This is a genomic window from Pseudomonas sp. QD4 (assembly GCF_049199125.1).
Lineage (GTDB): Bacteria > Pseudomonadota > Gammaproteobacteria > Pseudomonadales > Pseudomonadaceae > Aquipseudomonas.
On the sequence record NZ_JBLZOM010000013.1, the window covers coordinates 20751 to 34564 of the forward strand.

The window sequence follows — 13814 nt, forward strand, 5'->3', positions numbered from 1 at the left end:
TGAGCTTGAAAAAGAATAAAAGTCTGAAGGGCAGAAGTAAGTAGGACGTTTCCGAACGTAGGCAAAGCGCTACGGCCCCACCTGGGGGGCAGACAGAATGGGCTGAAGTATTCAAACGGTTCCGTGAAGCAAGAATTGGCTCCGTCTTATCACCGACGGATGGAGCGTACGACCCCCATGGCCTGGGGGTGGCGGTAGGTCCATCACCGGCGCTGCGATCCAGCGGTGCGTACCCCAAGGCCGCCCAATGGGTGAGCAGGGTATGTATGGCACAAGGTCATTAGCCGCCAAGCGCCATACAGTGCCCTTCACTGCAACGGCGAAAACGCCGCCGGCAGATACAGCGTGGAATGCATGTCGCGCAATTGCGGGCCGGAGTTTTCCGGCGGCCAGACCCCGTCGCGCACCGCGCGGCTACGCACTTCCAGGCGTTGTTCGAGGCTGGCGTAGGGCCAGATGTGCAGGTAGCGCGGGGTGCGGCCGTCGGTGGCGTAAAAGGCGGCGTACACCGCTGAATAGCCCTCGCCGGTGCGCGGACCGATGGCCTGGCGCCAGCCATCCAGGGTCGGTGTCAGGCCGGTGGGCACCAGGTCATATACCCGAAACTCGTAGAACGGCCCGTGGGCGCCGGCAGGCAAGGGTTCCAGGAACGGAAACAGGCTGTAGTTCTCGACCCGCATATCCGTGAGCCAGGGCGCTACGCCAAAGGCGTCGGCCGTGTGCAAATAGCGTTCGCGCTCGGCCTGGCGTGCGCGCTCGTCGACAAACCCGCGCAGCACCGCGATCTGGTTCAGCGGGCCGATCTCCGAGGCCCAGCAGCCCATCAATTGCACGCCCTCGGCGCATTCGCCCAGGCGCCCCTGCAACTGCTCCATGGCATGGCCGACGGTGCGCACGCGCAGGGTAAACGTGATCAGTTCATACAGCTTCATGACAACCTCTAGCGGCGTCCGAGGGCCTGCGCCAGCACCCGCGAACCTGGGTAAAGGCCGGCGCAGACAGGCCGCTCCGACCGGATAAAACGGGTTTCAGGGGCCCTCCAGGGCACCGTTGAAACGCGGTGCCAGGCCCATCAGTTCCAGGCGCTGGGTGAAGGTGGCGAGGCGTTCGAGCTTGTAGGCATCGAGGTCGACCTCGCGATAATCGTAAAAACCCTGGCCTTCGCGCAGGCCGTTGCGCCCCTGGGCCATGTGCTCGGCGATCACCTTGGGCGGCAGGAAACGCGGGTCGATGGCGCCGGCCAGGTAATGGGAGGCGTAGTACAGGATGTCGCCGCCGCCCCAGTCGATGAACTCCAGCAGGCCGAGTACCGAGAAGCGCAGGCCGAAGCCGACGCGAATCGCCGTGTCGATGTCTTCAGCGCTGGCCACGCCCTCCTCGACCATGCGCGCCGCCTCATTCATGGCCAGGGCCTGGATCCGCGGCACGATGTAGCCGGCGGCCGGCGCGCATTGCACCGCCACCTTGCCGATGCGCTTGAGCAGGCTCATCAGGCGCTCGACCACGGCCGGGCTGGTGGCCGGGCTGCGGCTGACTTCCACCAGCGGCATCAGCAGTGCCGGGTTCAGCCAGTGGGCATTGACGAAACGCTCGGGGTGGCTGACCAGCGCCGCCAACTCGGTCACCAGGAAGGTCGAGGTGGTGGAGGCAATGATGCTGTCGCTGGCGCAGGCAGCGCTGAGCCAGGCAAAGGTCGCGGCCTTGACCTCCAGCACCTCGGGCACCGCTTCCAGCACCAGGGGCGTGGCTTCAAGATCCGCCGCACTGTGCTCGCGGTCGCACAGCCGCAGGCGGCCCATGGCCTGTTCGGCCTGGTGCGCCTGCAACACCTCCAGGCGCACCAGGCTGGCCAACTCGCTGCGCAGGTGGCAGATCACCTCGGCAAAATAGCTGGCTTGCTGCGCCGCACTGCGGGGCTTGATATCGATCAGGGTCACCTCCAGCCCGGCGTGGACAAAGGCCAGGGCGATGCCCTCGCCCATGCGCCCGGCGCCGACCACGCAGATCCGCGCGCCGTTCACGAGGCCAGGTCCTGCACCAGGCCCTGGCTCAGCAAGCGGGTCATCTGCTCGCGGCTCAGGTGCGCCAGCCCGAGGTTTTCCAGGGTCCGGCCCTGGGCATACAGGTCGATGCCGCTGACCACCGTGGCCAGGCTCAGCAGGCCCTGGGCCACCGGGGTCGGGACCTGCGCCCAGCGCCCGACCGAAACCAGGAACGACAAGCCCAGGCGCGTGTCTTCGAGCATGTAGCGGTGGGTCTGCAGATCGATGTCTTCGCGCCAGTCGCCGCTGTCGGTCAGCTTGCCGTGGGCGCCACGCCCGTACATCCATTCCTCGCCGTCGCTGGCGTAGTGATCGGCCAGGGGAAAGTGCGGCGCGCCGTAGCCCAGGGCTTCGCGGATGGCCATGCGTTCGGCGTCGAGGGCGCTGGTCACGCGCCGGATCGACGGCACCGTGCCTTCGTTGTGGATATCCCAGGCCGGGAAATGCTCCAGGGGCCCGGCGTTCATCAGGATCAGCGGCGGATGGATGATCGGGCCGGCATTCATCAGGGCCCCGCTCAAGGCATCCTCGATCGGCTCGACACTGGGATAGGCCTCGCGCAGCACGGCAAACGCCGCGTCGCTCAAGCGGCTGGGAAAGACCCCGGTCGGCAGGCGCGTGGCGTAGCCGCTGATCACCAGGCGCTCGGCGCCATGCTTGCGTGCCAGGTAGGGCAAGGTGCCGGTTTCGGCAAAGGCGACCTCGGCGTGGTTGCCGGCCGTGGCCATGGCCTGGGCAAACACCAGGCTGCCGAACGTGCCGGGCGGCAGGAACACCACCTGGCCCTGTTGCAGCAGGGGCGCCAGCTCATCGGCCAGGGCCGGGTGCGAGGTCGAGGGCAAGGCAATCACCAGCAGTTGCGCGTGGTCCACGGCAGCGGCCAGATCGCTGCACAGCTGCAGGCAATCCCCCGGCTGGCCCACGCTCAACTGCCGCTCGCCGCGATAGTCACAGACCTGCAGATGGCCGATGCGCTGCAACTGTTCCAGGGCCTGCGCATCGCGCCGCCAGAGCCGCACCTGATGGCCTTTTTCCGCCAGTTCCACTGCCGCCGCGTAACAACCGTGGCCACCGCCGATCACACTGATATTCATAAGCACGCTCCTGTAAAAAGAGCCTTGATCCTAGCGGCCACGCCCCACCGCGACTGCGCGAAACGCGCAAGCACTGTGCCGATTCTGCAAGCCAATGCGCACCTAGGCACCCTGGCCGGGACGGCGGAACAAGGCCTCGCGGTCCAGGTGTTCCAGGTGGCTGCACCCCATCAGATTGAGGGTCAGGCGCAGCTCGTCACCGAGCAGGTCCAGGGCCCGTCCGACGCCGGCTTCACCGGCCACCGCCACGCCGTACAGGGTCGAGCGCCCGAGCAGCACCGCGTCCGCCCCGAGGGCCACGGCCTTGGCAATATCACTGCCGCGACGGATGCCCCCATCGAGCAGCAGGCACAGCTTGCCGGCCGCCACCGGGGCAATCGCCGCCAGTGCCTCCAGGCTGCTCATGGCGCCGTCCAGCTGGCGCCCGCCATGGTTCGACACCACCACCCCATCCAGGCCCAGGGCGATGGCACGCTCGGCATCGGCCGGGTGCAGCACGCCCTTGAGCAGCAGGCGCTCGCCCCACTGATCGCGCAGGCGCTGGAGCATCTCCCAGTCGAGCAAGGTGTCCATCTGCCGGCCGATAAATGCCATCGAGCCCAGGGCATTGCGCTCGCCCTCGGGCAGATAGGGATTGAGGTTGCCCATGCCCGGCAGGCCGTGGGGCCACATCACCTGCTTCAGCCAGCGTGGGTGGCGCAGCACGTCGAACTTGTTGCGCCAGGCCAGTTGCCGTGGCCGGGCAAAATTTCGCCGGTCCCATTCACGGTTGCCCAGGACCATGGCGTCGCAGGTCAGCAACAACGTCCGGCTGCCGCAGGCCTTGGCCCGGTGTAACAGGTCCGCCTGGACCTTGGGCTCACCCATGGCATACAGCTGGAACCACAGCTCGACGCCGGGCACCGCGGCGACGATCTGCTCCATGGAGTTGTTCGACGCCGTGCTCAGGCTGAACGGCAGGCCGCGCGCGGTAGCGGCACGCGCCAGGTGGATATCGGCGTCGCGGTGCAGCAGGCCGTTGTAGCCGGTGGGGCCGATCAGCATCGGCAGTGGCAGACTGCGCCCCAGCACATTGCGCCGGGTCGCCGGCGGGTGGCACGGCACCAGCGCCCGGGCGTGCAAACCATAGGCACTGAACGCCGCCTGATTGTCACCCAGGGTCAGCTCGGCCTCGGCGCCACCGCTGAGGTATTCCCAGGCGAAATGCGGCAGGCGCCGCCGGGCCAGTTCGGCCAGCTCGGCAATACTGTGGACCCGACTCAAGTCGGTGCCGGTGTAGAAACGGCGCATAGGCACTCCGTAGACTCGCGAAAAAAAGACCCGGAGGAGCAATCCGGGCAAGAGGGAAGCGGATAAAAACGCCGCCCGATGCGCGGGCGGCGAGACGCGGTGTTTTAGAACTTCCAGGTGTAGGTGGTGATCAGGCGGTTCTCCTGATAATCCGGGCCCGCGGCCCGACCACTGCCATAGCGGGTCTTGACGTCGATGCGCCGCCATTCGAAGCCCAGGTCCTTGAGGGTGCCGCTCTGCACCACGTAGCCGAGGACGATGTTGCGTTCGCTCTCGACGTTCTGGTCCAGGGCATTGCTGCCACGGTCGACCCCGGTGCCACGGATGTAACGGGTCATCAGCTTCAGGCCGGGCACGCCCATGGCGGCGAAGTTGTAGTCGTAGCGCAGTTGCCAGGAACTCTCGTTGGGCTTGACGAAGGCCACGGTCGACCAGTTCACCAGGTACGGCTGCGGCGCATAGCCGTTGAGGGTGGGAAAGGTCGACTCGCCGAGCATGCGCTGGTAACCGATGCCGAAGGCATGGCCGCCTTTTTTCAGGGTGGTCATCAGCCCGTAGGAGCGGTTGTCGATCTCGCCGTACAAGGCCTTGCCGTCTTCCTTGTTATTGAAGTAACGCAAGTCGGTCTTCAACCCATAACCCGCGCCCAAGTCATGGTTGTACATCAACCCCAGGTAGTGCTGTTGATAGATATCTTCCAACTGCCCATAGAAGTAAGTAGCCGATAAGTTGGGACTGAAGGCATAGGTACCGCCCCCGAAGTTGAGGCCGTCACTGCGCCGCTGTATATCCGGGCCGTTAAACAGGTACATCTTTTCCCGATTGGAAGATTCCCGCGAACTGATCTCGGTAAAGCGCCCGCCGGTCAGGGTCAAGTTGTCGATTTCCTTGGATTCGATCTGCACCCCGTGATAGGTGGTGATCAACTGCCGCGAATCATCGATATACGCCACCGGCAAGGTCGGTCGCAGTTCGCCGATCTTGAGTTCGGTCTTGTTGTAACGCACTTTGCCGGTCAGCGCCGCGCGCCCGTAATCGCGAACCTGCTCTCCCTTGCTGTCGTCGTAGGGGATGATGCTGTCGGGGCCGCGACCGCCACCGCCGTCCAGGCGATAGGCGTATTGCGCCGACAGATCGAGGCCAAACTGCAGCGTGCCCTCGGTATAGCCGGAGATGGCGCGAAAATCGAAACCTTGGGTCCAACTGCCGATCCGCGACTTGGGCGCGTCCGATTGCTTGAAGTCACGGTCGATGTAGAAGTTGCGAGTTCCCAGGCTGATCTGTCGATCATCGACAAAATCGGCCTGCGCAATCAATGGCGTGAAGATCCCCATCACAGCCGTGGTGCAAAGGCCACGGTTTACCCAGCTCTTCTGAAACATGAAACTTTCCTTTCTTTTTATGACATGCACAAAGGCACGACGAGTGGAAGCAGATCAAATGAGCAAAAGAGTAACTTTGGCAGTCAACCTGCAATATTGTTTTTATAACCACTAGAAATGAAAGCAGCTGCAAGTTGCCAGCCTCAACCTTCGAGCTGAAAGAGGCAAACTTACAACATGACACTCACTACTTTCACGCAGCTTATAGAGCCTGCTTATTGTTCTTGTTTCTTGTTTCTTACTTATTGCTTCTACCTTGCAGCTTGTAGCTGGCAGCTCAAATCTGCCTCTGCCCTATTTCGTGATAAGCACGGTTGAAATAGACCAGGCCCTGCTGTCCTTCGCTGTTGCGAATCCCCAGGACCTCGCAATAGAAAATCGTGTGCGACCCCACTTCATGGGCCTGGGCGATGCGGCAGTCGAAGCTCACCAGCGCTTCGTCCAGCAGCGGTGCACCGCTTTCCAGGGTGGTCCAGCGGGCGCTGGAAAAACGCTGTTCGGCGTCCAGGTCGCGGTTGGCGAACACCCCGGACACGTCGCGCAGTTCAGGGGTCAGGACGTTGACGCTGAGCACGCCATTGCTCTTGAAGTGCACATTGGAAAACGACGAGCGATTCATGCACACCAGCAGCGTCGGCGGCTGATCGGTAACGCTGCACACTGCCGAAGCGGTGAAGCCGAAACGACCGGCGGGACCGTCGGTGGCGATGATGGACACCGCGCCGCCGAGCATCGCCATTGAGTTACGAAATCCAGTTGTATCGACCATGGTATTAACCTCCGGTGTATCAGATATCCAGCACCAGCTTCTTGGACTTGGCCCGCGAGCAACACACCAGAATCTGGTCGTTGGCCTGTTTTTCTTCATCTGTGAGGTAGACGTCGCGGTGGTCCGGCTCGCCTTCCAGGACGTCGCACAGGCACGTGCCGCAGACCCCCTGTTCACAGGAAATCTCGATTTTTATCCCGACCGCGCCCAGGGCCTCGACGATGCTCTGGCCCTCGGCCACCTGCACCGTCTTGCCGCTGCGCGCGGCGTGCACTTCAAAGCCCGCACCCGAGGCATCGACGTCGACCTGGAAGTACTCGCGGTGCACATGGTCGTCGGCGTAACCCTGGGCGATGGCCTGGGCGATCACCCAGTCCATGAAGCCCGCCGGGCCGCAGACATATACGTGCACACCGGCTTGCGGGCTGCCCAGGACCTTGGCCAGGTCGAGCTTTTGCGCATCCGCTTCGTCATCGAAGTGGGTGTGCAGGCGCGGGGCGAAGGCGGCGTTGCCCAGCTCCTCGAGAAAGGCGCTGCGGCTGCGGGAACGTGCGCAGTAGTGCAGTTCGAAATCGCTGTCGCGGGCATTCAGGGCATAGGCCATGGCCACCATCGGGGTGATGCCGATGCCGCCGCCGATCAGGATCGAACGCCGCGCATCCGGTGCCAGGGGGAAGTGGTTGCGCGGCGCGCTGATCTCGATTTCACGGCCTTCAAGCAACAGCTCGTGGACCGCCAGCGATCCGCCGCGCGAGGCCGGGTCCTTGAGCACGCCCAGGCGATAGGCCAGGGGCTGGGCCGGGTCGCCACACAGCGAGTACTGGCGCACCAGCCCCGGCTTCAAGTGGACATCCACATGGGCCCCGGCCTCGAACGCCGGCAACGGCTGCCCCAGTGGGTCGGCCAGATCCAGCACGACGACGCCGTCGCCCTGCTCTTCGCGCTTGCGCACGACGACTTTCAATACTTGATCGCTCATACAGGATCATCCAGATTTCGTGGTAACGGGCCGCGCCATGGCGGCCCTGCGTGTGGGTTCGCGACCCCGATCGGGGTCAGCGCATAAAGAGCCCGCCGTTGACATCCCAGGTTGCGCCGGTGGTGAAGAAGGCCTCTTCGCTGGCCAGTTGCACCACCACGCGGCCGATAAAGTCGGCACTGCCCAGGCGCTGCACTGGAATCCCCTTGATCAGGGTTTCCAGGCGCTCGGGTGGCACCGCCGCACGCACCGCCGGCGACTCGATCGGCCCCGGGGCAATGGCATTGACCGTGACCCCGGACGCCGCCAGCTCCTTGGCGAAGATCTTGGTCAGGGTGATGATCGCGCCCTTGGAGGCGGCGTAATGCGCGCCGGTGGCGGTGCCGCCGTTCTGCCCGGCCAGGGACGCCATGTTGATGATGCGCCCGTAGCCCTGGCTGGCCAGGTAGCCGCCCAGCACCTGGCAACCGACGAAAGTCCCGCGCTGGTTGACGCTGGTCACCCGGTCGAACTCCTCCGGGCTGATCTGCATCAGCGGCGTGGTCATGGTCATCGCGGCGTTGTTGACCACCACGTGCAGCACGCCCCAGGTGCGCAGCACCGCCGCCAGCGCCGCCTCGAAATCGGCCTTGCTGGCCACGTCCAGTTGCAACGCCAGGACCCGCTCGCCGCTGGCGTCGAGTTCCCGGGCGGTGGCCTGGGCCGCGGCCAGAGAAAGGTCGCTGAGCACCACCCGGTACCCTGCCGCCAACAACTGTTCGGCGATGCTTGCACCCAGCCCGCTGGCGGCGCCGGTGACCAATGCTACCTGTGTCATGCCTGGCTCCTCAGAGGATGTAGCCGATACCGGCGAGGGTGTCGGTGGAGTTGATCAACTGGATCAGCTTGCGCTGGATCTTGAAGCTGTCGCCGCTGCGCACCAGCTGGAAAGTGACATCGGCGGTGTACTGCTTGAGCACGTCCTTGCGGAACTCGCGCAGGTTCTGCGCGCAGCGCACGGTGACCACCCCGCCCTCGTCGGCCAGCAGGCGAAAGCGCGACTGGCTGCGCACAGTACGCGCCCGTGGCGTGGTCGAGATCGACTCGCCACTGGTCAGGCGGGTGACCCGCAGCTGGCGCATATGGTGGTTGTCATAGGCGTAGTTCAGGGTGTTCTCGAAATCGGTTTCCAGCGGGTCGATGGGGATGATGTAGGTCGCATCCTCGGTCCACAGGTCGAGCCAATCGACGAAATCGCCATGGTCGAGCATGTCCGCTTCCTGCCAGATGAAGGCAGTGACTTGGTTGAGCAATTGCAGATTGATCATGGGGTTCTCCGTCGACTCAGGCCGACATCATCTTTTTCCACTGCTGGTAACCAGCGCGCATTCCGGTCTCGGCACTGACGTCGCTGACCAGGCCATCGGCGCTCGGGGTTTCGCCCGGCAGGCCACGGTTGAGCATGATCCACAGGTCGGTGCCAGCACTGGCGCCACGCTGTACCCGCTCCCAGGCCTCGGAGTCGTCCGGGGTGCCAAAGCCCATCGGGCCCTGGAAGTGTTCGTGCAGGCGCAGGCGGTAGCGGTTGGCCACGGCCGGGCCGCCGTCCATGGTGATCACTGCGTGATGGATCTCGGTTTCATCCACCGCGATCGGTTGCAGCACGCGGAAGAACGCCATCGAGCAGGCGATGTTGGGGAACAGATTGAGGTTGAACCCGGAGCCACCGACCGCCCGCACGATGCGGCGCACGGCCTCCTCGTCCTGGCCTTCGGCGCGCAGCTGCTCGGCCAGTTCCTGGAAGCGTTCCGGGATCGGCAGGTCGAGGTTGGCTTCCAGGTCCACCAGATCGGGGATCATCACCATCACGCTGTGGCCGTTGCCCAGGTCTTCGACATAGCCCGGGCCTTCGACGAAATCGAACAGTTCCAGGGTCTGTTCATCCACCGAGGACAAGAATGACTTGTGCACCAGCGGGAAGTGGTAGGCATCGGTGGTGTTTTCGAGCTGGATCTTCCAGTTGCCCGGGAAGCGGAAACGGTGTTCGCCGCCGACTTTGACCGGGTAGCCGGCGCCCTGCTTCATGAACAGATCAATCCACTTTTTGGCCGGGCCGAGGAAGTCCGACAGCGGTTCGATGTCGTCCTTGAAGGTGGCGAAGATCATGCCGTTGTACTGCTCGACCCGCAGGCTCACCAGGGGCAGCTCGCTTTTGTCCAGGCAATCGCCATAGCTCTCGGGGTGCGGCACGCCGCGCAGGCTACCGTCCAGGGCGTAGCTCCAGCCGTGGTACGGGCAGACAAAGCTGTTGGTCTTGCCCTTTTTGTGCTCGCAGACCGTGGCCCCACGGTGGCGGCAGCGGTTGAGCAGGACGTGCACATCCTTCTTGCGGTCGCGCACCACGATCACCGGCTGCTTGCCGACGTAGGTGCTCTTGTAGCTGCCGGAGTCGGGAATCTCACTGGCGTGGGCGACCCAGATCCAGGTGCTGTAGAAAATCTTGTCCAGTTCCTGGTCGAAGATCCGGCCATCGGTGTAGAGCGAGGTGTGCACGCGGTCGTGCAGCACCAGGTCGGCCGGGCTGGATTCCAGGGTTACGGTGTTTATCAGGTTATTCACGATCACTCCTTGTCGGCGTGTGGCGCCGACTCTAAGAATTCTGGGGCTATGCCTAGGCCGGCACCGGCAACTGGGCGTCGCTGTTCCAGCGGTCCACCGGACGGCTGAACAGGTTTTCGGTCTGGAAATGCGCCATGCGCCATTGCCCCTGCTCCCGGGCGAAACGCACCGTCAGGCGCGCGCTGTTGAGGTGCGAGGCGCCGCTGGCGAAGGTCGAGGTCTGCAACATCACCCAACTCGCGTCTGCGGCATCGCCCTGGACCTGGATCAGCTCCGAGGTCAAAAAGTGCACGTTGAGGGCAAAGTGCGCGGGCTCGACCATGTAGGTGGAGAACATGGCGCTGATCGCCTCGCGCCCCCGGTAGCCGCCGAAACTGTCGCGGTACTTGGCGCCCTTGCCTTCCCACACCGCGTCGACGGTAAACAGCCCCGCCAACTCGGCGAGCGGCGAACCGACACCCAGTTCGTCGCACAGCAGCATGTAGCGGTTCATGCAGGCCCGGATCGCGTGCTCGCTTTGCAACTGGTCAAGTTGCTGCTCCAGGGCCTCGATGCGCTCTTGTGATGACATGGGGTCGGCCTCGGCTCAGCGCTGGATGATCAGTTCGCGGCCGGTACGGGCCTCGACCTTGCAGTACTTCCAGAGTTTGTACGGGCCATCGCCCACCGACGTGGTGCGGAACAGGTTGCAGGCGGCGTGCACGGTCTCGATGTCCGGCACGTCGGCCAGCAGGTAGGTGGTCCAGGGCCAGCCGGCGGACGGCCCGACCATGCTCTGGTCGTCGTCCATATTGCCGAGCACGGTGACCCCCGGCAGGTCGGCGATGCCGTGCCACATTTCGCCGAAAGCGGCCCAGACCTCCAGGGCCTCGGGGCGCGGCGCGTCGAAGAAGTTCTGGTTGATGCCAATGCAGAACAGCACTCGCAGGGCTTTTTTATCGGTCATGAAATTCACCAGTCAAAGGTTGGAAAAAAATTACAGGTAACCCGGCAGCGGCTTGTTGCCAAAGAAAATGGCGCCGGCGTTCTGGTAGGTCATGTCGCCCATGAAGGCGTGCTGGGTGATGACCTGGGTGTCGTTGACGAAGCGCGACAGCGGACTGCTGCGATACACCCCGCTCATGCCCGAGAGCATCTGCGCGGTGCGCGCCACTTCGGCGGCGACGCGGGTGGCGTGGGTCGACGACAGGCGCAGCATGTTGGTCTGCTCAAGGGTCACCGGGTCGCCGGCCAGGACACTGCTCCAGGCGTCATCGATGGCCTGGTAGAACCAGGAACGCGCGGCGCGCAACGAGGCTTCGGCCTTGGCCATCTCGACCTGGGCCAGGGGCCGGTCGGACAACGACGGCGCACCGGTCACCGAGATGCGCCCGGAGGCCATGCCGCTCAGTTCATCCAGGGCCGCGCGGGCCACACCGAGACCGACCACCGACAACACCTGGGTGGCGAACGACAGCGACGGGTAGCGGAAAAACGGCTCATCCAGGTTCGCCGGCCCGCCGCGGACGAAGGTCCACTCTTCGGGCACCACCACGTTCTCCACCACCACGTCGTGGCTGCCGGTACCGACCAGGCCGACCACGTTCCAGGTTTCCTCGATCCGCACCTTTTCCCGTGGCATCACGGCCAGGCGCGGCAAGCCGAGCATCTCGCCGTTTTTCGGGGCGATGCCGACGCCGATCAGCGAGGCGCCCATGCAACCGCTGGAAAATTTCCAACGGCCGTTGACCTCCAGGCCACCCTCGACAAAGGTCGCCGGCTGCGGCGGGAAGATACCGCCGGCGAACACCACGTCCGGGGAGTCGGCGTAGATTTTCTTGATCGTGTCCAGGGGCAGCGCCGCCAGGTACACCGGGCTCATGCCGAAGCTGGCGACCCAGCCGGCCGAACCGTCGGCGATCGAAATGTCTTCGACCATCTGGCAGAACTCGGCAGGGGAACGCTCGTCGCCGCCAAAGCGCTTGGGCACCAGGGCGCGGTACACGCCGAGGGTGCGGAAACGCTCGATCACGTCGGCTGAAATGAACTTCTGGCGATCGAATTCTTCGTCCCGGGCCCGGGCCCGGATCTCCACCAGCAATTGCTGGAATTCTTCACCCGCGGTGATCGGCGCGCCGCGCTGATGGTCCAGCTCGCTAAGCACAGTCATGGGTTTCTCCAATGTAAGCATGACGATTAGTCTTCCAGACGCCGGACCAGCTCGCGGGCCACTGCACAAAGCAGCTCGTCCGCGCCGTGGGCGGCAATGAGTTGAAGGCCTACCGGCAGTCCTGAAGCGCCTTCCAGGGGAAGACTCAGGGCCGGGTGACCGGAAAGGTTGAACGGCCGCACCAGGGCGGTCATGCCCAGCACCGCACGGGTGTCGGCCGCATCGGCCAGGGCCAGCGGGTAGTCGGGCATGGTCGGCATGGCCAGGATCGGGAAGCGCGCCAGCGCCGCATCGACCTCGGCGCTAAAGGCCTGGCGCACGCGTTCGGCCTCGGCCAGGGCGGCGGCGCTGGTCTGGCTGGCGGCCTGCAGGCGGCCGGCGATATCGGCGCCAACCCGCCCACCGGGCAACAGATGGCCACAGGCGGCCCAGGTCTCGGCATTGATCACCACCATGCCGGCGTCATAGGCCGCCGCCATGCCGGGCAATGGTTGCTCGCCGAGGTGCAAGCCGCAGCGCTCCAGGGCCTGGTTGACGGCCGCCTGGATCTCGGCGGCAGCCACCACCGGCACCACGCCGATGCTGATGTGGTCGACGGTTGGCAGTGGGCCAAAGCTGGGGTCGATGACCTGCATGGCCTCGATCAGGCGCTCGATGCTGGCGGCCAGCGGGCCGACGCAGTCCAGGGTGCTACGGGCCGGCATCACGCCTTCACGGCTGACCCGGCCAAAGCTTGGCTTGAGCCCGAATACCCCGCAGCAGGCGGCCGGGATGCGCACCGAACCACCGGTGTCGGTGCCCAGGGCGAAATCACACAGGCCGGCTGCCACCGCGGCGGCCGAACCGCTGGATGAGCCGCCGGGAATACGCCCCGGGTAACGCGGGTTCGGCGGCGTGCCGACCCAGGCGTTGATCCCGGTGGTACCAAAGGCCAGCTCATGCAGGCTGGTCTTGCCGCTGATCCGGCAACCGGCCGCGAGCAAGGCCTGCACCACCTGCGCATGCTCGGTGGCAGCCGGCGCATCGGCCAGTGCATAACTCGAAGCGCGGGTCGCATAGCCGGCGATATCAATGGTGTCTTTGACCATTACCGAGCTGCCGCTCCCACCTAACGCTAATTCTTCGACGACGATCGACATGCCTTTCACCTGCTTCCTAGATCACTGGCCAACTCTCGCCAGAACGGATGTACCCGACCGCAACCGGGGGGCAATCGCTTAAATCTAAAATCATAATATTTACGTGAAATGTCAATTGAATTTTCCCAAATAAAAGAGTGTGTATTTTCGGTGCATTTTTTACCCGATCGCACCAGTGGCGTGCACTTTGGTAACAGACCTTAAAAAACCCTAAAAACCCATAAATCAGTCTTTTTATCGTTATTTATCAACAGCATACGAACATGATGAAAATCACTCTCAACAAACAAAAGGCGCAGACACAGCTCGAAACACGCAAAAAAATACGTTCCGATTCAATAAAAAACAGAGCTCAAAACAGGCCATTTTCAA

At 64.0% G+C, this 13814-nt stretch carries 14 protein-coding genes; all 14 read right to left on the reverse strand.

Annotated features, from left to right (window positions below; translation table 11 throughout):
* Positions 1–308 precede the first annotated feature (308 nt).
* The 14 genes from ACOZJV_RS34035 to ACOZJV_RS34100 all read right to left on the reverse strand — a co-directional run bounded on the left by ACOZJV_RS34035 (position 309) and on the right by ACOZJV_RS34100 (position 13442).
* Positions 309–932, reverse strand: a complete 624-nt coding sequence (locus tag ACOZJV_RS34035; protein WP_201131767.1) for an NIPSNAP family protein — start codon at positions 930–932, stop codon at positions 309–311.
* A 96-nt stretch (positions 933–1028) separates the two neighbouring features.
* On the reverse strand, positions 1029–2021 hold the full coding sequence (locus ACOZJV_RS34040) for a 3-hydroxybutyryl-CoA dehydrogenase (RefSeq protein ID WP_421549552.1): 993 nt from the start codon (positions 2019–2021) through the stop codon (positions 1029–1031).
* Entirely contained in the window at positions 2018–3136 is a 1119-nt protein-coding gene (locus ACOZJV_RS34045; RefSeq protein ID WP_421549553.1) for an NAD/NADP octopine/nopaline dehydrogenase family protein, read from the reverse strand. The genes ACOZJV_RS34040 and ACOZJV_RS34045 overlap by 4 nt, the downstream gene beginning before the upstream one ends.
* A gap of 102 nt (positions 3137–3238) precedes the next feature.
* The gene (locus ACOZJV_RS34050; RefSeq protein WP_421549554.1) at positions 3239–4426 is read right to left on the reverse strand and encodes an alpha-hydroxy acid oxidase; all 1188 of its coding nucleotides are present in this window, start codon (positions 4424–4426) and stop codon (positions 3239–3241) included.
* 104 nt (positions 4427–4530) lie between these two features.
* Positions 4531–5808 carry an OprD family porin gene (locus tag ACOZJV_RS34055; protein WP_201131770.1) on the reverse strand — a complete coding sequence of 426 codons (1278 nt, stop codon included), beginning with the start codon at positions 5806–5808 and terminating at the stop codon, positions 4531–4533.
* A gap of 277 nt (positions 5809–6085) precedes the next feature.
* A complete protein-coding gene (locus tag ACOZJV_RS34060) occupies positions 6086–6577 on the reverse strand; it encodes a flavin reductase (RefSeq protein ID WP_078473992.1) in 492 nt (163 codons plus the stop codon).
* A gap of 19 nt (positions 6578–6596) precedes the next feature.
* Positions 6597–7556: a PDR/VanB family oxidoreductase gene (locus ACOZJV_RS34065; RefSeq protein ID WP_201131771.1), complete on the reverse strand. Its 960-nt coding sequence runs from the start codon at positions 7554–7556 to the stop codon at positions 6597–6599.
* Between the two features lie 76 nt (positions 7557–7632).
* Positions 7633–8373, reverse strand: coding sequence for an SDR family NAD(P)-dependent oxidoreductase (locus tag ACOZJV_RS34070; protein WP_201131772.1), 741 nt, complete (start codon positions 8371–8373; stop codon positions 7633–7635).
* 10 nt (positions 8374–8383) lie between these two features.
* Positions 8384–8860 carry an aromatic-ring-hydroxylating dioxygenase subunit beta gene (locus ACOZJV_RS34075; protein WP_078474010.1) on the reverse strand — a complete coding sequence of 159 codons (477 nt, stop codon included), beginning with the start codon at positions 8858–8860 and terminating at the stop codon, positions 8384–8386.
* Between the two features lie 19 nt (positions 8861–8879).
* On the reverse strand, positions 8880–10154 hold the full coding sequence (locus tag ACOZJV_RS34080) for an aromatic ring-hydroxylating oxygenase subunit alpha (protein ID WP_078473989.1): 1275 nt from the start codon (positions 10152–10154) through the stop codon (positions 8880–8882).
* 52 nt (positions 10155–10206) lie between these two features.
* Positions 10207–10725 (reverse strand): nuclear transport factor 2 family protein, encoded by a 519-nt coding sequence (locus ACOZJV_RS34085; protein ID WP_421549555.1) that lies wholly within the window; start codon positions 10723–10725, stop codon positions 10207–10209.
* A 15-nt stretch (positions 10726–10740) separates the two neighbouring features.
* Positions 10741–11100, reverse strand: coding sequence for an IacB protein (locus ACOZJV_RS34090; RefSeq protein ID WP_078473987.1), 360 nt, complete (start codon positions 11098–11100; stop codon positions 10741–10743).
* Positions 11101–11130: 30 nt separating this feature from the next.
* Entirely contained in the window at positions 11131–12303 is a 1173-nt protein-coding gene (locus tag ACOZJV_RS34095) for an acyl-CoA dehydrogenase family protein (protein ID WP_078473986.1), read from the reverse strand.
* A gap of 26 nt (positions 12304–12329) precedes the next feature.
* Positions 12330–13442, reverse strand: coding sequence for an amidase (locus ACOZJV_RS34100; RefSeq protein ID WP_078473985.1), 1113 nt, complete (start codon positions 13440–13442; stop codon positions 12330–12332).
* Positions 13443–13814: the final 372 nt, after the last annotated feature.

Bases quoted from the DNA above. Each gene is read 5' to 3' on its own strand.
- ACOZJV_RS34035 (WP_201131767.1), bottom strand. From the start codon at position 932: ATGAAGCTGTATGAACTGATCACGTTTACCCTGCGCGTGCGCACCGTC.
- ACOZJV_RS34045 (WP_421549553.1), bottom strand. From the start codon at position 3,136: ATGAATATCAGTGTGATCGGCGGTGGCCACGGTTGTTACGCGGCGGCA.
- ACOZJV_RS34050 (WP_421549554.1), bottom strand. From the start codon at position 4,426: ATGCGCCGTTTCTACACCGGCACCGACTTGAGTCGGGTCCACAGTATT.
- ACOZJV_RS34055 (WP_201131770.1), bottom strand. From the start codon at position 5,808: ATGTTTCAGAAGAGCTGGGTAAACCGTGGCCTTTGCACCACGGCTGTG.
- ACOZJV_RS34060 (WP_078473992.1), bottom strand. From the start codon at position 6,577: ATGGTCGATACAACTGGATTTCGTAACTCAATGGCGATGCTCGGCGGC.
- ACOZJV_RS34065 (WP_201131771.1), bottom strand. From the start codon at position 7,556: ATGAGCGATCAAGTATTGAAAGTCGTCGTGCGCAAGCGCGAAGAGCAG.
- ACOZJV_RS34070 (WP_201131772.1), bottom strand. From the start codon at position 8,373: ATGACACAGGTAGCATTGGTCACCGGCGCCGCCAGCGGGCTGGGTGCA.
- ACOZJV_RS34085 (WP_421549555.1), bottom strand. From the start codon at position 10,725: ATGTCATCACAAGAGCGCATCGAGGCCCTGGAGCAGCAACTTGACCAG.
- ACOZJV_RS34090 (WP_078473987.1), bottom strand. From the start codon at position 11,100: ATGACCGATAAAAAAGCCCTGCGAGTGCTGTTCTGCATTGGCATCAAC.
- ACOZJV_RS34095 (WP_078473986.1), bottom strand. From the start codon at position 12,303: ATGACTGTGCTTAGCGAGCTGGACCATCAGCGCGGCGCGCCGATCACC.
- ACOZJV_RS34100 (WP_078473985.1), bottom strand. From the start codon at position 13,442: ATGTCGATCGTCGTCGAAGAATTAGCGTTAGGTGGGAGCGGCAGCTCG.